General features: G+C 56.2%; 19 protein-coding genes, 1 tRNA gene and 1 pseudogene. 6 read left to right on the top strand and 15 right to left on the bottom strand.

Going from position 1 to position 18,902, the window contains the following annotated elements:
* Positions 1–27: 27 nt before the first annotated feature.
* From queA to OHL20_RS13240, 5 genes are read right to left on the bottom strand one after another with little or no spacing between them, the layout of a single operon-like run.
* Entirely contained in the window at positions 28–1,158 is a 1,131-nt protein-coding gene (queA, locus tag OHL20_RS13260; protein ID WP_263383654.1) for a tRNA preQ1(34) S-adenosylmethionine ribosyltransferase-isomerase QueA, read from the bottom strand.
* Between the two features lie 35 nt (positions 1,159–1,193).
* Complete coding sequence (locus tag OHL20_RS13255; protein ID WP_263383653.1) at positions 1,194–1,844, bottom strand: lysophospholipid acyltransferase family protein; 651 nt, start codon at positions 1,842–1,844, stop codon at positions 1,194–1,196.
* 45 nt (positions 1,845–1,889) lie between these two features.
* Positions 1,890–2,111 carry a DUF3606 domain-containing protein gene (locus OHL20_RS13250; protein WP_263383652.1) on the bottom strand — a complete coding sequence of 74 codons (222 nt, stop codon included), beginning with the start codon at positions 2,109–2,111 and terminating at the stop codon, positions 1,890–1,892.
* Positions 2,112–2,167: 56 nt separating this feature from the next.
* The gene (locus OHL20_RS13245; RefSeq protein WP_263383651.1) at positions 2,168–3,406 is read right to left on the bottom strand and encodes an ABC transporter permease; all 1,239 of its coding nucleotides are present in this window, start codon (positions 3,404–3,406) and stop codon (positions 2,168–2,170) included.
* On the bottom strand, positions 3,399–4,343 hold the full coding sequence (locus OHL20_RS13240; protein WP_263383650.1) for an ABC transporter ATP-binding protein: 945 nt from the start codon (positions 4,341–4,343) through the stop codon (positions 3,399–3,401). The genes OHL20_RS13245 and OHL20_RS13240 overlap by 8 nt, the downstream gene beginning before the upstream one ends.
* Before the next feature lie 74 nt (positions 4,344–4,417).
* On the opposite strand from OHL20_RS13240, the gene recG reads away from it, so the two are divergent.
* Positions 4,418–6,721 (top strand): ATP-dependent DNA helicase RecG, encoded by a 2,304-nt coding sequence (recG, locus tag OHL20_RS13235; RefSeq protein ID WP_263383649.1) that lies wholly within the window; start codon positions 4,418–4,420, stop codon positions 6,719–6,721.
* On the opposite strand, the gene OHL20_RS13230 is transcribed toward recG, so the two are convergent.
* The 3 genes from OHL20_RS13230 to OHL20_RS13220 all read right to left on the bottom strand — a co-directional run bounded on the left by OHL20_RS13230 (position 6,718) and on the right by OHL20_RS13220 (position 9,320).
* Positions 6,718–7,212, bottom strand: a complete 495-nt coding sequence (locus tag OHL20_RS13230; protein WP_263383648.1) for a GNAT family N-acetyltransferase — start codon at positions 7,210–7,212, stop codon at positions 6,718–6,720. The genes recG and OHL20_RS13230 overlap by 4 nt on opposite strands.
* A 74-nt stretch (positions 7,213–7,286) precedes the next feature.
* Complete coding sequence (locus OHL20_RS13225; protein WP_396272092.1) at positions 7,287–7,808, bottom strand: response regulator; 522 nt, start codon at positions 7,806–7,808, stop codon at positions 7,287–7,289.
* 579 nt (positions 7,809–8,387) lie between these two features.
* Positions 8,388–9,320 (bottom strand): PhzF family phenazine biosynthesis protein, encoded by a 933-nt coding sequence (locus OHL20_RS13220; RefSeq protein ID WP_263383647.1) that lies wholly within the window; start codon positions 9,318–9,320, stop codon positions 8,388–8,390.
* 423 nt (positions 9,321–9,743) lie between these two features.
* Between OHL20_RS13220 and OHL20_RS13215 the strand changes: the two genes are divergently transcribed.
* Positions 9,744–9,819 (top strand) — tRNA-Cys (locus tag OHL20_RS13215).
* 474 nt (positions 9,820–10,293) lie between these two features.
* On the top strand, positions 10,294–10,689 hold the full coding sequence (locus OHL20_RS13210; RefSeq protein WP_263383646.1) for a tyrosine-type recombinase/integrase: 396 nt from the start codon (positions 10,294–10,296) through the stop codon (positions 10,687–10,689).
* Positions 10,690–10,933: 244 nt separating this feature from the next.
* Here the strand turns inward: OHL20_RS13210 and OHL20_RS25250 are convergent, their stop codons facing one another.
* Positions 10,934–11,185 carry a cupin domain-containing protein gene (locus tag OHL20_RS25250; RefSeq protein WP_396272090.1) on the bottom strand — a complete coding sequence of 84 codons (252 nt, stop codon included), beginning with the start codon at positions 11,183–11,185 and terminating at the stop codon, positions 10,934–10,936.
* Between the two features lie 259 nt (positions 11,186–11,444).
* Positions 11,445–11,795, bottom strand: a complete 351-nt coding sequence (locus OHL20_RS25245; RefSeq protein ID WP_396272088.1) for an AraC family transcriptional regulator — start codon at positions 11,793–11,795, stop codon at positions 11,445–11,447.
* Between OHL20_RS25245 and OHL20_RS13205 the strand changes: the two genes are divergently transcribed.
* Together OHL20_RS13205 and OHL20_RS13200 are read left to right on the top strand one after the other, a co-directional pair.
* Positions 11,790–11,939 carry a hypothetical protein gene (locus OHL20_RS13205; protein WP_263383645.1) on the top strand — a complete coding sequence of 50 codons (150 nt, stop codon included), beginning with the start codon at positions 11,790–11,792 and terminating at the stop codon, positions 11,937–11,939. The genes OHL20_RS25245 and OHL20_RS13205 overlap by 6 nt on opposite strands.
* A gap of 827 nt (positions 11,940–12,766) precedes the next feature.
* On the top strand, positions 12,767–13,072 hold the full coding sequence (locus tag OHL20_RS13200) for a hypothetical protein (protein ID WP_263383644.1): 306 nt from the start codon (positions 12,767–12,769) through the stop codon (positions 13,070–13,072).
* A gap of 299 nt (positions 13,073–13,371) precedes the next feature.
* Here the strand turns inward: OHL20_RS13200 and OHL20_RS25240 are convergent, their stop codons facing one another.
* The 5 genes and pseudogenes from OHL20_RS25240 to OHL20_RS13175 all read right to left on the bottom strand — a co-directional run bounded on the left by OHL20_RS25240 (position 13,372) and on the right by OHL20_RS13175 (position 18,252).
* Positions 13,372–13,740: a hypothetical protein gene (locus tag OHL20_RS25240; protein WP_396272565.1), complete on the bottom strand. Its 369-nt coding sequence runs from the start codon at positions 13,738–13,740 to the stop codon at positions 13,372–13,374.
* A 112-nt stretch (positions 13,741–13,852) separates the two neighbouring features.
* Positions 13,853–14,125: a tyrosine-type recombinase/integrase gene (locus OHL20_RS25235; RefSeq protein ID WP_396272085.1), complete on the bottom strand. Its 273-nt coding sequence runs from the start codon at positions 14,123–14,125 to the stop codon at positions 13,853–13,855.
* Between the two features lie 343 nt (positions 14,126–14,468).
* Positions 14,469–15,002, bottom strand: a pseudogene (locus tag OHL20_RS25440) (IS110 family transposase); the annotation flags it as partial.
* A gap of 200 nt (positions 15,003–15,202) precedes the next feature.
* Entirely contained in the window at positions 15,203–16,771 is a 1,569-nt protein-coding gene (locus OHL20_RS13180; protein ID WP_263383641.1) for a Gfo/Idh/MocA family protein, read from the bottom strand.
* 1,085 nt (positions 16,772–17,856) lie between these two features.
* On the bottom strand, positions 17,857–18,252 hold the full coding sequence (locus OHL20_RS13175; protein ID WP_263383640.1) for a nuclear transport factor 2 family protein: 396 nt from the start codon (positions 18,250–18,252) through the stop codon (positions 17,857–17,859).
* Between the two features lie 91 nt (positions 18,253–18,343).
* Here OHL20_RS13175 and OHL20_RS13170 point away from each other — a divergent pair, with 91 nt between their 5' ends.
* Entirely contained in the window at positions 18,344–18,886 is a 543-nt protein-coding gene (locus OHL20_RS13170) for a MarR family winged helix-turn-helix transcriptional regulator (protein ID WP_263383639.1), read from the top strand.
* Positions 18,887–18,902 lie beyond the last annotated feature (16 nt).

Raw genomic sequence — 18,902 nt, 5'->3', positions numbered from 1 at the left:
GTACTCGGTGGCGGGAAGTCACACTGACTAAAGGATGAGCATGCAGTCGCCGTAGCTAAAGAATCGATACCGCTCCTCGACCGCATGTGCATAAGCGGCGAGCACGTTCTCCCGTCCCGCAAACGCGCTGACGAGCATTAGAAGGGTCGATTTGGGTAGGTGGAAGTTGGTGAGAAGACCGCTGATGATCCTGAAGTTATGACCTGGCCGGATAAAGATCTCCGTGGTCCCTGCGAGTGGGCTGCGAAAGAGCGAGGTGACACTTCCGTTTGAGGGCCCGAAAAGGAATTGAGGCGTTGTGATCGCCTCAAGGGTGCGAGCAACCGTCGTGCCGACAGCAATGATGCGACCTCCGCTCTCATAGGTTGCGCGAATTGCATCGGCGGTCGACTGCGAAACCGAGTATCGCTCGCCGTGCAGGCTGATCTGCGCAAGGAAGTCGACGCGGACAGGCTGGAAGGTGCCCAGGCCTACATGAAGAGTCACCTTCTCGACCTGCACTCCTTTCGCCTTCAGCCGATCGATCATCTCAGGAGTAAAGTGCAGGCCGGCCGTTGGTGCCGCAGCGGAGCCAGGCGTGTCGGCGAATACGGTCTGATACCGATGACGGTCCTCCGCAGTATCGCCCCGGTGGATGTAAGGCGGAAGCGGCATGTGGCCGATACGGTCGAGGACGCCCCAGAAATCCGCTGTCGGGGCAAAGCGCAGCGTCCGCTCGCCATACTCCGAGACCATGATGACCTGAGCTTCAAGCAGCGGTGTCGTCTCGCCGGGTGCACAGAAGAACAACTTCTCGCCAACGACGACCTTGCGTGCGGGGCGAACGAGCGCCGTCCATTGATCGGCCGTGACCTGGCGGACCAGCAAAACCTCGATCTGGCCGGTTGGGTCGGGAGAGTTAGCCTGAGTCTTAAGACCGCCACGGGTTGCAAAGAGCCGTCCGGGAATGACCCGGCTATCGTTGAGAATTACGAGATCGCCCGCTCGCAGATAGTCAGGCAGATTGGTGAAGTGATCATCCGTACAAACACCACTCGACCGATCCATCGCGAGCATACGGCTTGAGCCGCGAACCCCCGGCGGCGCCTGGGCGATAAGCTCTTCCGGCAGGTCGAAGTCGTAGTCTGAGACGAGCTCCGCAGGTGCCTGAGTAGACATCTCGCCGAAACCGGGGAATTCAGGAATATTGGGCATCAATCGACCACGCTTTCAGTAAAGTTTGGACCTGCCATTGCAACGGCCTGCTCGAGTGCAGCCTGAACAGAACCCTCGGTAACCTCTGTCGCCGGAATGTGGGCAGGCCAGGTAATAACAACACGAGAGAACGGCTTGGGAATGAGAAAGCGATCCCAGGAGCGCAGCTCCCAAGCCCGAACCGGCAACACGTAGAAGGTCCCGACCCAGGCCCCGACAAGCTGGGCCAGCTGGGCAGTTCCGGGCTTGGCCACGAAGACCGGTCCGCGTGGCCCGTCCGCTGTGATAGCGCAGCGATGACCGTCCTGATAGGCCCGTTCCATCTGACGAAGACCCGTAGGTCCACCTCGATTGCTGGAGCCACGAACGGCTGTGAATCCGAGGAGTTCTACCGTGCGAGCGATGAGTTCCCCGTCGAAGCTGCGGCTGATGAGGATCGCAATATCTAGACCGCGGAAGCGATGGGCGCAAGCCAGTAGGGATCGATGCCAGAAAGCAAAGACGAACGGTCCGGGAATCGCGTAGCCCGGAGTGACACCCGCTTCGGTACGATCTTCATACCTGAGGGTCATGCCAAGCAGTCGAATCAGTAGCGCCGTGATACGCGGTACGACCGCGAGAACAATCCGCTGTTTAACGGTAAAGGCCACGAGTATGAGTCTACCCGTGGCCGCAACTCCAGGAGTTGGTGGAGCTTATGTCAGGCTTACTTGATGATGAGCCAACGCGGCGCGCACCTTTTCAACATGCGTTCCGTGAACCCGAATAGCCTCGTGAAGGAGTTGTCCTGTAACACCGAACTCCTTCGCCCAGTAGGCAATATCCGAAGCGAGCTTGGGATTGATCTCGTTGGGATCGTGCGGTCCGTGGGGGTCATGCTCTACCTGGTGTTCAATCTTGCTTGTGAGATCACTCATGCCGTACTCCTTATGTGTCTTGTAAGACGGATGAGAACGGCGGAGCAAGGGATGCCTTAGCTGTACTTCAGCCAACGAATGATCTCAGGCAGGCTGGGCTTCTTCCCGTACATCAAGATGCCGACGCGGTAGATGCGGCTCGCAATCCAAAGGATGCCGTAGATGGTGACAATCATCAGGGCGATCGACGAAGCGATTTGGACGCCGGAGGGATGCCCCATCGAGATTCGCAGATACATGATCAGCGGCGTGCAGAAAGGAATAAATGAAAGCACCGTCGCGGCTGCGCCATCAGGGTTCGGAATAACTACGCTGAGCGAAAACATGCAAAGGGCAAGTGGCATGACGAGGAACATGTTGAGCTGTTGAAGTTCCTGCTCAGAGTTGGTCATCGCTCCGAGTGCAGCGGCAATCGACGAGTAGAGCAGGTAGCCAAGCAGGAAGAAGACGATGAAAAAACCGATCTGCATGGCGCTGAGAGGCACATGAACGTCTGAGCCGGTGAAGTGAGCGACAAGCGATGTGCTTGTAAGAATGATCGCGGTCAGTAGCCAGATACCGACCTGCGTCAGTCCAACCGAGCCAACGCCGATGACCTTGCCGGCCATCATCTCCTCGGGACGGATCGTAGCAAGCAACACCTCGAAGACACGTGAGGTTTTTTCTTCGATGATCGAGCGCGCCACGTTCATCCCGTACAGCATGATGACAAAGTACATCAGGAAAAAGAGCGCATAGGCGCTGAAGAACGCAGTTTCAGAATCATCGTTCTTACCTGCCTGCGAGTTGTCGAGATCGACCGGTTGCATCAGGGCATCAACATCGGAGGCAACCATACCCTGGTGGGTCAGGCTCTCGCGGGTGAGTACGGTGCGGAGCGCGGTCGAAATGGTTCCCTTGGTAACGATGTCGGCTTTGGATTTTGGAGTCCAGGCGAACGAAGGACGAGCCCCACTGTTGGCTCCGGGCGTGATCCAGAGATAGCCGTCGAGTTGCTTATCCGCCAACTCGCCATCGAGGACGTGACGCGTGTCAGCCGCTGGTGGAGAGATGATATCAACGACCATCTTGCTGTGCTTGCCATGCTCGAGTTCCGCCTGCAGATCTTCGGCGACCTGGATGTCCTTCGAGACGATAGCAATGTGCGAATTCGACTGTGATTTGCCACCAAGATAGGCGCTGCCGAAGATGCCGCCCCCCATAAGCAGCGGGATCAGGATGGTCATGACGAGGAAGCTCTTGGTACGGATACGCTCAAGGTATTCGCGTTGGGCGATCAGCCACACATTATGCATCGACGTTTCCTCCTGCGGCGTTGGCGATATTTTCCGCGCCAACCTTTTCGATGAAGATCTCTTCGAGTGTCGGTTCAGTGACCTCGAAACGGGAGATGCGTGTGCCACGAGCGATCGCCTCGGCGAGGAGAGGCTGGGCGTCCGGATCTCCGCTGACCGCTGGTCGCAGCTTTATCTCAGCGCGGCCGCTGTAGTCCTTGTACTCCTCGATCGAAGGGTGCTGAAGGAACGAGGCATCGCCGCTGAAGTTGATCTGAACACGGTTCCGCGGGTAGCTTGCTTTGATGTCGCGCATGGAACCGGAGAGGACGAGGTGGCTACGATGGATGATGGCGATGGCGTCGCACATCTTCTCCACCTGATCCATCCGATGAGTCGAGAAGAGGATGGTCTTGCCTGATTTGCGAAGGTCGATCAGGGTGTCGATCAGCAGAGTCGCGTTGACGGGGTCAAGGCCGCTGAAGGGCTCATCCATGATGATCAGTTCCGGGTCATGGAGAAGGGTCGAGATGAACTGGATCTTCTGCTGCATGCCCTTTGACAACTCTTCCGTCTTCTTCGGGATAGCCTCGGTAATCTGAAGGCGCTCGCACCAGGCGTGGGCGCGCTTGCTGGCAACGGTGGCATCGAGACCGTGGAGTTGACCAAGAAAGATGAGCTGGTCCATGACTTTCATCTTCTTGTAGAGGCCGCGCTCCTCGGGTAGGTACCCGACGCGCTTCAGAGCGTCGCGGGTGAACGGCTTGCCGAAGAGCGAAACAGCACCAGAGTCCGGCACGGTAATGCCGATCATCATGCGGATTGTGGAGGTCTTACCGGAGCCGTTAGGGCCGAGTAGGCCGAACATAGTGCCCGGTTCGATCTTGAAGCTGAGGTCGGAAACAGCGACTTTGGTGTCGTAAGCCTTACGGACGTGTTCGAGTTCTACGATGGGCATTGGGTCTCGGGAGTAGGAGCGATGACGCAAGTTTAGCAGGGTAACGATCTCGCTCAGCTTGCTAGTATCGGGTTGTGCTGGAACTATCGACATCGATCAAGTTTGTAAAGCGGGTAGGTGAACGTGTTGCCGAAGGACTCGCCAGGCGGGGCGTCGAGACGGTTGAGGACCTGCTGTACCACCTGCCGTTCCGGTACGAAGACCGGCTGAACCCTGTGCTAATGAGTGAGTTGGTCGCTGGAACGATGTCGTCTGTGATCGGCGAGGTGCGCGGATCGGTCCTGCTGACGACACGCGGCGGGCCGCTCTTCGAGATGACAGTCGGGCAGGGTCTGACCTCGCTGAAGTGCATGTGGTTCAACGGAACCTACCTGAAAGACAAGTTCAAGCTGGGGCAGATGGTTGCGCTCTACGGAAAGCTTGAGGCCTCTCGGTCGTCTGCGGGGCGATTTAAGATGATCCAGCCTCAGTTTGAGATTCTCCCCGCACCGGGAACGACCGGCCCGGATGCCGAGTTTGCCATGCTCGAAATGGGCAGGATCGTGCCAATCTACGAGTCGCTCGGCGGAACAACTCCGTGGGGTGCGAAGCTCACCTCCAAGTGGACGCGGCGGGTGATGTGGAGCGTCTTCGAAGAGTTGACGGAAGGGAATATCGAGGCTCAGGAGACGCTACCGAGCGCGCTTCGGCAACGGCTGGCAATGCCAGGAAGGATGCAGGCACTCCGGTCGATCCACTTCCCCGAAGCCGGAACGCCGATGGTGGAGCTGATGTCGGCGGCAACATCGGGGCACCGGCGGTTAATCTTTGAGGAACTGTTCTACCTCGAGCTTGGGCTTGAGCTCAAGCGGCGACGGATGCGGGAGCGCGAGGGGACGGCTTTTGTGACAGACGCTACGGTGCGGCAGGCGATCAAGCAGGTACTTCCCTTCCATCCGACGACAGCGCAGAAGCGCGTGCTCGGCGAAATCGTAAGCGACATGCGGCAGCCCCAGCCGATGCGTCGGCTGCTGCAAGGCGATGTCGGCTCCGGCAAGACGATTGTCGCAATGCAGGCAGCCTTGGTGGCCATCGAGAATGGCTATCAAGCTGCGCTCATGGCCCCGACCGAGATTTTGGCGACGCAGCATTATCTGTCGGCTCGCAAGCTGCTGGCCGAGGTGCTATCACCGCGAACGGGCAAGCCGTATCGTGTAACGCTGTTGACTGGTTCGCTGGATGAAGCTATGAAGCGTGAGGCGCGCGGGCGAATCTACCGCGGCGAAACTGATCTCGCCATTGGGACGCACGCCCTGATCGAGGACAAGGTTGACTTCGACAATCTCGGCCTGGTGATCGTGGACGAGCAGCACCGATTCGGCGTCCAGCAACGCTTCAAGTTGATGAAGAAACCCGGAGCGCTCGACCCGGATGTGTTGGTGATGACAGCAACGCCGATTCCACGCACGTTAGCGTTGACGCTCTACGGCGATCTGGACGTGAGCGTCATCGACGAGTTACCGCCCGGTCGAACGCCTATTGTGACGCGGCAGACGAGCGATCAGCGGGCAGAAGAGGTCTGGGCGTTTGTTCGCAAGCAAGTTGGACTTGGGCGACAGGCTTATCTCGTCTACCCAGTCATTGAGGGGGCAAAAGACGATCAACCTGAGCTTGATTTCGCACACGATGTAGAGAGAATCGAAGCCTCTGCAACGGTGAAGCCAAAGCGTGTGAGCAAGAAGGTCGCTGCTAAGCCGAAACAGGCGAAGCTGCCTACGCCGAAGCAGGAGTTACGGTCGGCGACCGCCATGTTCGACGAGCTTCGAAACGGCGCGCTCGCCGGCCTGCGGCTTGGCTTGCTGCACGGTCGGCTTAGCTCGGATGACAAAGAGGTAACGATGAACCGTTTCAAGCGCGGCGAGATCGATGTTTTGATCGCGACGACAGTGATCGAGGTCGGCGTCGATGTGCCGAACGCCTCGGTCATGGTAATCGAGCATGCAGAGCGATTTGGGCTTGCCCAGATGCATCAGCTTCGTGGCCGCGTTGGGCGAGGCGCAGCGAAGAGCTTCTGCATTCTGATGACTGGCCCGCGCGTGTCAGAGCAGGCTGAGGCGCGGCTGGAAGCAATGGTACGAACGCAGAACGGCTTCGAGCTTGCCGAGTTGGACCTTCAACAGCGTGGTCCGGGAGAGTTCTTTGGCACACGGCAGGCAGGTATGCCGGAGTTTCGCGTGGCGAACCTGTTGCGCGACCGAGCACTGCTGGAGCTTGCCAAGCTCGAAGCGGCGCGCTTTGCGCTTGAGCCCGATCCGGCTATTTCAAAGGTCGAATCGGACGCGGTCTGGTCGCGGCTCAGGCATCAGTGGCAGCGCCGATACGGACTTGTCGAAGCCTAGAGCGTCAGGGCGAAGACGGGGTCTTCAAAGATGGACGTGCCCACCTGGAAGCTGCGAGTTCCAATCTGCACAAAGCCATTCTTACGATAAAAGGCAAGCGCACGTTGATTGTCAGGGTGAACTCCCAGGAGTAGCCGTAAAGCCTTCTGCTCGCGAGCAGTCGCGATCGCAATCTCCATCAAGCGCCGACCCGCGCCGCTGCCGTGAAATTTGGAGAAAAGATAGATTCGCCGCAGTTCCAGATCACCATCCTGCACAAGTTCCTCCGGAAAGGTGGGAGCAGTAAGGATCGCGTAACCGATGGGTGCCGCGCCAGGTGGCACTTCGGCCAGCCATGCCCGCGTCTGGGGTTGTTCCAGGAGCGACGTTACTGCCGCCGAAACATGATTCTTTTGGCAATGCGCAATCAACGCGTGGCCGGGAACCAAGCCGGCAAAGGCTTCGAGCATCGTGGCCGCCCCGATGAGCGCCAACGCAGTAGAATCAGCCACCGAACATTCACGTATTTCAACAAAATCTGACACTTGTTCTTCTCCAGATTGGGGATTGGCTCTACTGCAAACGCCTACGAAGCGAGGGCAACGGCCATCATCGGACCGTGGTGCTGCGAGGTGACCGCCTTTCGCGGTCCACGTTTGCGAGCAACCAGGATGCGAATGCGTTCAAGCATTTCTACCGGCGAACAGGCTCCCTTGGGCAGAAAAGCATCGGCGCAGATGGCGCGATCCGCTGCGTTTACAGTACCGGACACGATCATCGCGGGAAGCGAAGGATGAAGTTGCTTGGAACGGCGAACGAGTTCATTACCGTCCATCTGGGGCATGAGGAGATCACAGAGGAGAAGATCGATCGCGCCGGGAGCCGCTTGCTGAATCTGTTCGAGCGCATCGTGTGGAGAGAGTGCCTGGATGACCCGATAGCCACGGGTTTCAAGGAGGAAGGTGCGAACGGACAGGACCTGCTCGTTATCGTCGACGCAGAGAATAACCTTCTTGGGGCGCATTGCAATCTCGCTTCTGCCAGACTGCGCCGTAGCGGCGGGTCCGGCGGATAGGCCTTCACGAAGCGGCTGCTGTTTGGCAGACACGCTCCCCTCGGGGAAGTTCGTGTGGCCCGCGGTGCGACCGGAAACTCCGGCGCATGAGGGAGCGCTACATCCGACGGAGCAGACGAAGCGCGATGTCCGTAGACAAGGCTCTCCTGTCTGCTTCATTGAGAAGCAGTGCCCCCGGCTCTGCGATGGAGACTCCGTGCCGAACCGCGGGTGCGAGAGAAGCTGTATGCAGGACGCAGGTTGCCCGTGCTCCAAGCAGCGCATGAGATCGAGTCTGCTGCGGAGCAGATAGAAACGATGCCCAAAGAACAGGAATCGAATCATCTGCGTGAGCAGGGAACGATGGTGCGCTGAGGAGACACGACTGCACCGCAGTCGAGCTTCTCTCAACTCAAGTTGTCGTAAATCAGGCGAAAGCAATCGTCATCTAGGTGTGATTTTGGGGTCACTGTCCTCGTCAACGCTTCCCAACAGTACGGTCACAGGAACAGCTTGGCAACAGCAAAGATAAAGCGAATACAGGCCACATTAGAGATTGCTCATCCACCGGTACAACGTAAGCCCGCTCTAATGCTGATGATTCGAGCAGAAGCCCTGTTGAAAAGCCCTGCATCACGGGATGAAAAGGCGTCCCTTTGCAACGAGAATAGTGCGTCCTCCGACGAACACTCCCGAAATGGAATTGTCACGCGATGTCGCTTGAACGTGAATGCGACTTGGACGGAGCATCTCAATTCCCTGCTCGATGACGACGGCTTGGCCGCTGACAGCAAGGCCATGCTGCACGAGGTAGGCAATGGTGCATCCTGATGCAGATCCTGTAGCTGGATCTTCACCGTTGTAGAACTGCATACGCGCATGCCAGTCCGCTCCAGATGCGGCCTCGGCACGGGTAATGCAGTGAAAGAACTTGGCGTCACTGTGGTCCAGATAGGTCTGCGCACGAACGTATGGAATTTGCAGACGGGCTGCGACCTCCATCGAACGGAGCGGCACGATACAGAACGCCATGCCCGTTGAGACGGTCTGAATGGGGAGCAAGGGATCGAGATCCTCGACGGTTAGGCCGAGCGCTTCGGCGATAGCTCCCGGATCGTGAATATGGCCAAAGCTGGGATCATTTTGGTGCATGGTGCCAAAGACTCCACGCTGTCCACGCTCAACCGGACTGAAGCGCACAGGAATACGGCCAACAGGAAGATCCAGGGTGATCTGCTCGGCTCCTTTGAAGACAGGATGCTTCCAATAAAGCCAGCTCGCAGTGCCGAGTGTAGGGTGTCCGGCGAAGCGAAGCTCCTCCTGCGTGGTGAAGATGCGTACCTGCACTCCGTGTTCACGTTCGATTGCCTCATCTCGCGGAATGATAAACGTAGTCTCGGAAAGGTTGGTCTCTCGCGCCAGGGCTTGCATTTCCTCAGTCGAAAGACCACGTGCGTCCGTAAAGATTGCAAGAGCATTTCCCTCCATGGCACGCTCTGCGAAAACATCCACCTGTGAGTAATTGAAGCTTCGAAGCTCTTCTGGGAGATCTCCGTGATTTGACATGATGAGCACCTCGGAAGTATGTTTTGAGAACCGCAAGTGGAGCAAACCGGCTCCATGCCAGCATATCTGGCTGCGGACAAAATTTTCTATGACGATGATCTCCAACTCGACCCGACGCCGCCGCTGTATTGGCGATCGAGTGCGTGTCTGAGCGAATCGACGTAGCCAGTTCGAAGAGCCTGACCCACCCAAAGCAAAGCAGGGTGGGTTTCTTCTTTTGCCCAAACATAAGCACAAGGGTAAGGGAGAACAGATGAGTGAGTTTGAGAAGTCAAACATCTTTGCTCCAGTTACACTGTAATTAGCAGCAATCGAATCAACGACAGTGATGCTGGATAAAACCGACAGAACTGGTATCGTTCAAAAAGAGCTTTGTTCTATCAGTCATTTAGATTTGTGCATTGATTGCGATCATTACCCGAAGCACCGATGGCGAAGTGGCTAACGCGCTGGTCTGCAAAACCAGTATTCATGGGTTCAAATCCCATTCGGTGCTCCAACAAAATAAACCTCTTACGCCAAATGTTGGAAAACCCTTGAACCCACTGCATGCTAACGTCCCTCTTAGAAACACCAAGGGGTGAGATTGCATAGCACGCACGACAGGTATAAAGGTGGGGCTTTTCGGAAGGTCAAACGAGCAAAGGGCTTCGCTTGGGAGCTCCATATAAACCTCGTCAAGAACGGCGAGAGCAAACGGAGAATGTAACCTTTAGCGGTGCAGACTATCCCACAGAGAAACTTGCTCGGCAGAAGTTGCAAGGTCTGCTTCTCGGGGAACGACGGCAAAGCAGCCAACTACGTCCAGACAGTCATCTTCGCGACTCTCTTAGATCGGTACATAGCCGAGGAGATGCCACCCAAGGCGTCCACTCGTGGGTTCTACACATCGATCATCGAGACCCCATCAGACCGAAGTGGGGCGGCGTGGCGCTCACTGATATGAAGGCGTAAGTAATGAGCAAATGGCTGAATGCGTTGCCTCTTGCTGCTCCGTCCAAAGGTCATATTCGTTCAATGCTTCATAAGCTTTTATGACCTCGGCCAACTTTGGGAGTATGCGGACCTGAACCGTAATCCTATCGAGTTGATAAAGGTGCGTGGAGTTACGAAACGAGCGAAGGAAATTGTCCTACTGACTCCCGAACAGGCCGTGGCTATCATCGCTTCTCTACAGCAGCCATACAATCTGATGGTGATGACCGTTGCCGCATTGGGCCTGAGACTGAGTGAAATGCTGGGACTTCAATGGGAAGATATTGACTGGAAGCAGAAGACGGTCACAATCAAGCGGTGTGCATATCGAGGAACAATAGACGAGGCCAAGACCTACCGCGTCGGATTACCATTTGCCAGTTCGAAGGAATAGTAAGTACCTATGATTCGTCGAACAGGCCGAGCCCCCGAATCGGCATTTCCGGCCTTCTCCCGTTTACAAGGAGTTGGTAAGCGCACCCACTCTATGACGAAAAGCTGGGGGCGGCAAGCGGCGGTCCACTACTGTTATCCCGTGTTTTGCATTTACTTCTGCGAGTTTCTTATGGTCGGGTTCACCTCCTACGCTGACAACAGTCGCGTAGTCTGCGAAGAATTGTTCCATGTCGCTTGCGGGATCAAAAAAGAAAAAGGGTGTGTGCCGGCTCCGCTCCCAGAGCTACAAAGGCGTGCGGGACACTGGCGGGCGCCATGAACGTATCGCTGACCTTCAGGATGACCCGGTCTAAGCCACATTGCACTCCTATGCTGCCTTTCAGTACAAGGAACAATTCGTTCTGAAGAGGATGGATATGTAATTCGGGTCCGAGGCCGGGCGGGGTATGAGCCTCGATGATGGCGTACCTGCCGCCGACGTCAGATCTTGACACCTTGGTAGAGAAGGTTTTGCTCCTTGAACAAGCCGTAGACCGCCGGGACGACCTTCATCGGCGCGAACGGTGAACGGCCCGGCGGCCTGGGTGTGGGAGCTTTGCGCCCTAGCTGGCGAGATAGTCGATGCCACCCGTGCGGCGGCGCTTGAGGTCAAAAGTTTCCTTCTGCTTATTGGCTTCATCTGTTCCCTCGGTCTCTAACGTTCTGAACCTGAGGCTGGGCGCGGCTCGAGACGGCAATAGTAAATTGCGACATTCAGCAAAGGAAGATTGACCAGGGTAGTAATACTTTTTGGCGCTCAAGTTGTTCGAAATCGAGAGCACTACAGGACGAGCCGTAAAGAACTCGCTTCCGGGAGGGCGGAGCCGGCCGCTCGTAAAGACCTGATCTGCTCCACAAAGACTTTTCCGGTTGGTTGAGAGTCTCCGATGGAGTACCGCCAGTGAACTCGGCGAAGTCGCGGATCATGTGCATCTGGTCGTAATAGCCGAAGGTATGGGCGACGCTGGTCCACAATCTCAAGTCGAAGTGCGCCTTGAATTCAAGAGCTGCTTCGAACCTCGCGATCCTGGCAAAGAGTTTGGGCCGCATGCCTAACTGGTGCAAGAACTTTCGTTCGAACTGTCGTACACCCAACCCGGCCCTGGCGGCGAGGATGTGGATGCGAGCGCGACCACCGGCGACGATGATTCCAAGTCCAGCAGCGGAGATGCTGTCGGGGCCGCTGGACTAAAGTGCCCGCGGGAGTAGAACTTTCTCGACGGTGCGCTCGCTCCGCGAAGGACGCAGCGTTACCGGGGCGTTCGCCGAGTTCTTGAATGGCTTTTCCAAGGACAGACTGTGCCTCGAAGTCGTTGTCTGTTAGTACATGGGTCGGGACAAAGAACGGACCATAGCTTCCGTCCGGCTGAAATGCGATCACGAACGTGTCGAGCGCGCCTTCAATTGCATCTCTCGCCTGCGATAGGTCTGCTGACCCACGACAACGACCGATGGAGACTTCACAGCTGCCTTCTGCGCATAGTACAAGACGTCGACTAGATCGTTAAATCAAAACGATCATCGGCGCTGGGCGAGCCGGGACAGGATGCACGACAGTTGGCCCGAGAATCCGGACATCGCGCTGGACGTAGAAGCGTATCAATGGTTCTAAATATGACGCAGGTCTGGAAATTGACTTACAGGCACGTACTGACTCCTCTCTGCTGAAGATCCGACGTCGTCGAAAATGGTGCTGCCCGCTATTGTGCCAGACACATTCCCATTCCTGCTCTTTTCTTTGCCGCCTGCGACGCTCAGTTCCAACAAACAAGTTTGCAGATCAATCAGTATCGGATTCGAACATTGGGCAGTGGAATGGAGCAGGAGAGCCACGCCGTGGTGGGGCTCGAGCTGATTGGCGAGCGCGCTGGTTTGGCTCCTCCCATGAGGTGGAATCGCGAATAAGGTGCATCTGGTCGAAGTAGCCGGCGGCGTGGGCAATCTCGGTCCAGGTGATGGATTGTTCTTGGCTCCATATTCGTTTGAGTCGCAACGCGTAGACGAAACGGGCGACGCGGGCCATGGTTTGCGGCGCCATGCCAGCGATTCAGGGACCTGCGTTCGCGCTGGCGAACGCTGATGTTGAGCGAAGCGGAGATCTGGCGGACGGTGTGTGTACCGCGATCCTGAGCCATGACGGCGAGATACCGATTCCAGTGCGAGTCCAGTGTACCGCCCTTGGAGGACAGCCGAGCGAGCAGGAATTCATCGAGGATGGAGACGCGAGTGGTAAAGGATCGAGCTTTGCCAAGCGTGGCGTAAAGCTGCGATATGGAGTGTCTGAGGAGAGAGTGGCCTTCGACGGCGTGTTCGGGCAGAATATGGGTGGGTATAGCGAATAATTGATACAGGCCGAATGGCTGAAACATGACCGTTAGTGCCTCAACAGCTCCGTCTGCATGAAGCTGTACACGTCGGTAAGTGATCGGGCCGACGACGAGCATGGGAGCGCAAGACTCGAAGCGGTCTGTACCGACAATGGGAATGCGATAAGGCCGGCGAAATGGAACTCGGGGAGGCCGCCCAACCGGGCAGTGACCGGCTCCCGGAGACTGTCACCAAGGGGCCAGGCTCCGTTGCGAATAGTACCGCACGAAGCGACGCAGGGCCGGGTGAGGCGCGGAGGGCTGAAGTTTTACCTTTATGTGTTCCATTTGGTTTTTAAAGGAAAGTCGATCGGATCGACACTGTGGAGGTCGTGTTGTACGATCTGCCAGGCCCGGCCGTTGCGGGCGAGGAGATAGGTGGAGACCATGTCGAGCCATGGCGATTGACTGCCGTGCGCGAGTTGATCTCCCAGACCCATCGTCAGGCTTTTCCATTTTGCGTGGCGAGTGATCATATCGCTGTTCAGAATACGGCTTACGAGCAGTTGTTGGGGCGGGAAACTGACGCTATGGAATGGGCCGCCCGGCCCGTGGAGAAACGCCATCACTCTTTCAAGCTCCTCGCGACCCTCAACCATCGATCCGAAACGGTTCACTACAAGTACATCTTCGGCATGAAGCATCGCGAGAGCGTGGGCGTCATGACGCGCCAAGGCATCATCGTAGATTCGGAGGGAGTTCCCGCCCGCAACGTCGACCGTCTAAAAACAACTGCAACAACGAAATGCGATTCCTTCACCTGCGCACATCGACGTGACCAGACCTGCTGAGTCTGTATGTCTTTTGTTGAGGCACCGAAATGGTGCGCATGTGTCGGCCTTTTCCGGTCAGGTCTGCGAGCACCCAGTGGTCTTCTCGAAGCTCAAAGTCTTCAATCCTAACGGCGATAAGTTCCGCTCTGCGTAAGCCGCAGCCGAGAAGCATGGCTAGAACAGCATGATTGCGTAGGTCTCTCAGTTGTTTACCTGAGTGGACGGCCAGCAGCTTCTTGCTCTGTTCAGCGGTCAACTAATTCCCGAGGCGCACTCCTAGTCGCTTAGCTCCTTTAACACGACGAATGCCCGCCGCGAGGTCGAGGCTGAGTAGTCCGCAATCCGAAGCCTCGTATGCAAGTCTGCGAACCGCAGCGAGCCTTAGATGATCGTTGAGGGAGCATATCTTCGCTGCTCCAACGCGATCCGATACCGAGTAACAACCGTTTTGTTGAATGCGAGGCGAGGTTCAGAGCAGTACCAGTCGGTGAAGCCCCGGATGGCATGTTCGTATGACCGTTTCGAGTTCAGTGATGGAAGGCTGTTGAGAACCGCAGACTTGGAATAATCGAGATCGGGAAGCTTCAAAACACTCTTCGGTTTCTTAGCGTCAGTGGTGTAAGGTCGGCTTCGGCGTTCTCAAGAGTGTCTGCCATGGCGGCCTTGAGCTTCGCTGGCTTCTGCGCGAACACCATGCCTTGTTCTAGCAGGAACGCCCGCAGTTGGTTAATCACCGCCGTTCGACGTGAGACCAACCGATCACGAACTCGAGGGATGGCTTGAAGGTCCAACTGGTCGTCCTTGATTGGAACGAAGCGCATGTTCTTGCGCTCAACAGCTTCTGCGATCGCCTCCGCATCAACGTAGTCGTTCTTGTTGGACTTCACGAAGGGCTTCACAAACTGAGCGGCAATCAGCCGGACATCGTGGCCTTGCTTGCGTAGCGCTGGACCGAGGAAGTGTGTGCCTCAGCAAGCTTCCAGCCCGATCAGCAATGTCTGCATGTTCGCGGTGTAAGCCAAAAGCTGCCGCTGTGTGAACTTCTTCTTCACAAGCACCTTGCCGGCGGCACCGAGCGCCACAAGGTGAAAGGTCGTCTTGCCCAGGTCGATGCCAACTGAGTGTATCTGCATAGCGATGATCCTCCTTATTGGAAGCTGCCATCACGATCCTCCTGCTTACGCGGAGGAATCAAGCGGCGGACCATCTCATCAGTCGGCTTGTCGTCAGCAATTCAGGCCCGCAAATAACGGTCGGTGAGTCTCGTGACAGGCTCGTTCCATTATCCAAGCCAGCTATATGCTCAGGGCAAATCGTCGGGCACACGCACGCATCAGGAAAGTGCCCAATTGGTGCGGTCTTGCCGTCGTATGTACTGCGCAGCCTGAGGACAGTTTTTCGCAACCATCTTCGGTCCATCCCATTCGATCTTCTGGCCGACGCGCAAGGACACGCAGCCCAGCAGCATAATCTCCACAAGGCGCGCTCCGATATTAAAACGCGAATAACACATCTCTGGTTTGTTCGCCTTAATGGCATCGATCCATTCCAGTGCATGCGCCCGCACGAGATTCCCATCTCCGGCATGCCTATTGCGGGCAATTCGCTCCGGATGTTGCGCCATGGCCGGGTGCTTAAGGTAGTTGACGAATTCTTTTTCGCCCTTGAGCTTGATGAAGAAATTGGTCCCGTAGTCGTCCGGTAAGAAGACCATGCCTCCTTCTCCAATGAGCAGGCAGCCGCTGTTCGGAAGCTTGCCTTGCAGCACAACAATGTCGGTAGTGAGTTCCGCAGGCGGCTTGTTGGTAAGGTCGTGGCCGCCACGGGCTGTGGGGTCAGGCTGGCCGCCGTCGTACCACCAGAGTGTCACCGGGTCGTGCTCGATCTTCTTGAAGTGGTGGAAGAGGTGTGGATGCTCAAAGGGAGTACGGCCCGTGCGTTTGGGAAACGCGAATCGAATTTTGGAGCCGACGGGATACGATTGCTTGTTCATTCTGCCGAAGGGCATCGCTTCAATCTCGGTAGGATAATCGAGTTGCAGAGCGCGAAAGGGCACGTTGACGGTGTGGCAAGCCATATCGCCCAGTGCGCCGGTTCCGAAATCCTGCCAGCCACGCCAGTTGAACGGCGTGTAAGTACCAAATTTGTCATTCGGGTTCCTGATGCCAACGTATGGCCGCATGGGAGCCGCTCCAATCCAGGTATCCCAATCCAATGTGGCAGGAATGGGGTCTTCTCCATCCGAAAGCTCCATGGCCTGCGGCCAGATTGGGCGATTTGTCCAGACATGGACTTCATGCACTTGTCCGATGAGACCGTCCTGAATCGTCTCCACCGCGCGGCGGAGACCGTCCGAGGCACTACCTTGATTGCCCATCTGCGTTACGATCTTTCGGTCTTGGGCCATGTTGCTCAGGTAACGCGCTTCATAGATCGTTTGCGTCAGCGGCTTCTGGCAGAACACCGCTTTATTCCTCTTCATGGCAGCCGACGCAATGATGGCGTGCATATGGTCCGGCGTGGAGACTGTCACCGCATCGATCTGATCGCCAAGTTGATCCAGCATCTGACGAAAGTCTTTGTAGAACTTGGCGCTCGGATATTTTCTTGTTTGCGTCTCATATGCATCGGAACCGGAGTCCACATCGCACAGTGCGACGATGTTCTCAGCAGCGCAAGCATCCGTGTCGCTACGACCTTTTCCGCCGATGCCAATGCAGGCGATGTTCAGCTTGCTGTTGAGATGCTGTCCGCGCACCAGTGCAGGCGGGCCAAACGCGAGGGCGCCGACAGCGAGAGAACTGGTTCTAATAAATTTCCGGCGGTCGCCACGCGGGGGTTCGTTTTGTGAGGCGTCCACAGAGAGCAGGTTTTCGTCTGGATTGAGCACGCGCACCAGCATACTCCAAGGTCCGGCGTCAGCAAATCGGTCCGTATGGATCGACACTCTCAGGGATATCTAGAAGGTTGTCAGCCCTCGATCTCTTAGCTCGGTGATAGCGGTGGCTGCCGACCGGGGTAGAACTACCTGACGCAGTGATTGCTCCCCGACGTGATTGCAGCCCCAATCAAATGAGCGGCGATAGTTTTCCGCTAACCCGACTCTTGGCACAAGTGGAGCGCACCCTAAAGCCCATCAATCTGAGACCAGTTCCAAAAGAATGTAACGCCGTGGAGAGACAGTCCAGTCATCGGAGAGCCTTGATCGCGGCTTCTCGACCGTCAACGCCGAAGTGCTGAACCTTGGCCACATTGCGTTCCAAGCTACAATTTTATGACTATCGACGAGGCCGCCCAGGCTTGAACGTTCTGTGGCACCAAGAGCTCATCTGAACGCGCAGATTCCGATAGGAAACCCTCTAAGCCAAATCAGCTTAGCGCGAAAAGCAGGCGACGAGTGAAAGCTTGTGAACCCATCTCCGTAGTTTTCTTGACACCTTTGCTAAAAATTCAGCTTCAACATAGCTTGAACGTTGCGGGGCAGGTTGTACTGCGATGTGATCTGTCCGAAGGTGGCGGAGTTGAATTGCTAATTCGGCAGCCCAAACCTACTTAATTGAGCACGTTGAAAGCCGCAGGAACCGGTCGCAATCAAAAGCCTTTGCAGAGAATGACCGACCCTGAACTATGAACGAACTATTAGGCGGTCGCATCTCGAGAAGCAACTGACAAAACGCTCCCTTCGAGCGCGATCGGATCAAAGTCGCCGCAAAGATCATTCTCGAGAGAGCTTGAAGATGAGGCAGTAGTTAGGAGCCAGCGAACCCTTCCCGGATAGTGAATGCACGATTGAAGAATGACCGGAGAGTCTATAGGAATGGAGGTGAAGGGATGCTTCAACAAGAAGATTTCGTCTGTCAACGTTCAATCGCGAACAGCAGATTTTTACTGGCCAATATGGGATCGTCAACTGGACAGATGGCTTATAACGCAGTGAGGGCGGAGGTATTCCAGTTGAGCCGGGATGTCGGAAATGCTCCTCACATTCTAGTGCTTGGCAAAAGCTGCAGATGGGGCCGCGCTCGAACTCACTTCACGCTCTTCAAGGTCCATACGTTCGATTAATCCACCCACAATCGTATGTACGTGGCACACCTCGGAATCAGAAAGAACTTCTCCGCTGAGACTCTTTACGAGTTGGTGAACCTTGACCTCAGCCTTGCCATCCTCGCGTTCAACCACTTCGATCGGTTCCACATGAGGATCAAACTCGTGCCATTGACGGGTCCAGTATGCACGAACTTCTTCTTTCCCAACCGCACGACCACCTTCCGAGGCCTTGGGCCAGCTCACGTTATCAGTCATGAGTGCTAAGGCGCCGTCGATGTTTCTATCATTGAATGCTGAGTACGCCTGAGTTATCAATATCTTTGTATTTGCCATTAAACCTCCCGGGTACATAGTGTGTATTATACACATAGTTGAATTATAGACATGAGGTGTTTCGTAGACACTTTCGGATGAAACTTGGGAGATGGTGAAAACAGAGTCTTATAAGGCACACATCCGAGCATCGTTGCCCGGGCTACACGGCTCAGTGCTCGACATCGTCGGCATCTTCAACAGCCCCGAGCGCGACGCGGCTATGCTGGAGAGCGCCGGCCTAACCCTCGAACGAGCCCTGTTTCCACTTCTTGTGCTGATCGGGAAGTTCGGCCCTATCGGCGTGGTCGACGTTGCGTCGCGTGTCGGACGCGACTACACCACCGTAAGCCGGCAGGTGGCTCGACTCGAAGAACTTGGCCTGGTCACCCGTCGCTTCAAGTCGGCCGACCGCCGTACTCGAGAAGCGACCGTGACATCGCAAGGAAAAGCTGCTGTGAGAGCTGTCGATGGGGCTCGTGAGCGGCTCTCCTTGCGGATGTTCCGAAACTGGTCTCGCCTCGATTACGACGAGCTTCTTCGCTTGACGCGAATGTTGGCTGATGGCTTGGACGAGACACCGGCGCCTGGATCAAGACTTGCAAAAGACATGGCTCGAAAGAAAATTAGTCATTCCAAAAATGCAGATACGTAGCGTGGACCGCACCGAT

Origin of the sequence: Granulicella arctica, assembly GCF_025685605.1 — a bacterium.
Classification (GTDB): domain Bacteria; phylum Acidobacteriota; class Terriglobia; order Terriglobales; family Acidobacteriaceae; genus Edaphobacter; species Edaphobacter arcticus.
The sequence above is the reverse complement of the archived record's forward strand: the minus strand, read 5'-3'. Positions and strand labels throughout refer to the sequence as shown.

Excerpts from the sequence above, each read along its gene's own strand:
- queA (WP_263383654.1), bottom strand. The coding sequence starts at position 1,158 with ATGTCTACTCAGGCACCTGCGGAGCTCGTCTCAGACTACGACTTCGAC.
- OHL20_RS13250 (WP_263383652.1), bottom strand. The coding sequence starts at position 2,111 with ATGAGTGATCTCACAAGCAAGATTGAACACCAGGTAGAGCATGACCCC.
- OHL20_RS13245 (WP_263383651.1), bottom strand. The coding sequence starts at position 3,406 with ATGCATAATGTGTGGCTGATCGCCCAACGCGAATACCTTGAGCGTATC.
- OHL20_RS13240 (WP_263383650.1), bottom strand. The coding sequence starts at position 4,343 with ATGCCCATCGTAGAACTCGAACACGTCCGTAAGGCTTACGACACCAAA.
- OHL20_RS13220 (WP_263383647.1), bottom strand. The coding sequence starts at position 9,320 with ATGTCAAATCACGGAGATCTCCCAGAAGAGCTTCGAAGCTTCAATTAC.
- OHL20_RS13210 (WP_263383646.1), top strand. The coding sequence starts at position 10,294 with ATGCGTTGCCTCTTGCTGCTCCGTCCAAAGGTCATATTCGTTCAATGC.
- OHL20_RS13200 (WP_263383644.1), top strand. The coding sequence starts at position 12,767 with ATGCCAGCGATTCAGGGACCTGCGTTCGCGCTGGCGAACGCTGATGTT.
- OHL20_RS25240 (WP_396272565.1), bottom strand. The coding sequence starts at position 13,740 with ATGCTTCATGCCGAAGATGTACTTGTAGTGAACCGTTTCGGATCGATG.
- OHL20_RS13180 (WP_263383641.1), bottom strand. The coding sequence starts at position 16,771 with ATGCTGGTGCGCGTGCTCAATCCAGACGAAAACCTGCTCTCTGTGGAC.
- OHL20_RS13175 (WP_263383640.1), bottom strand. The coding sequence starts at position 18,252 with ATGGCAAATACAAAGATATTGATAACTCAGGCGTACTCAGCATTCAAT.
- OHL20_RS13170 (WP_263383639.1), top strand. The coding sequence starts at position 18,344 with ATGGTGAAAACAGAGTCTTATAAGGCACACATCCGAGCATCGTTGCCC.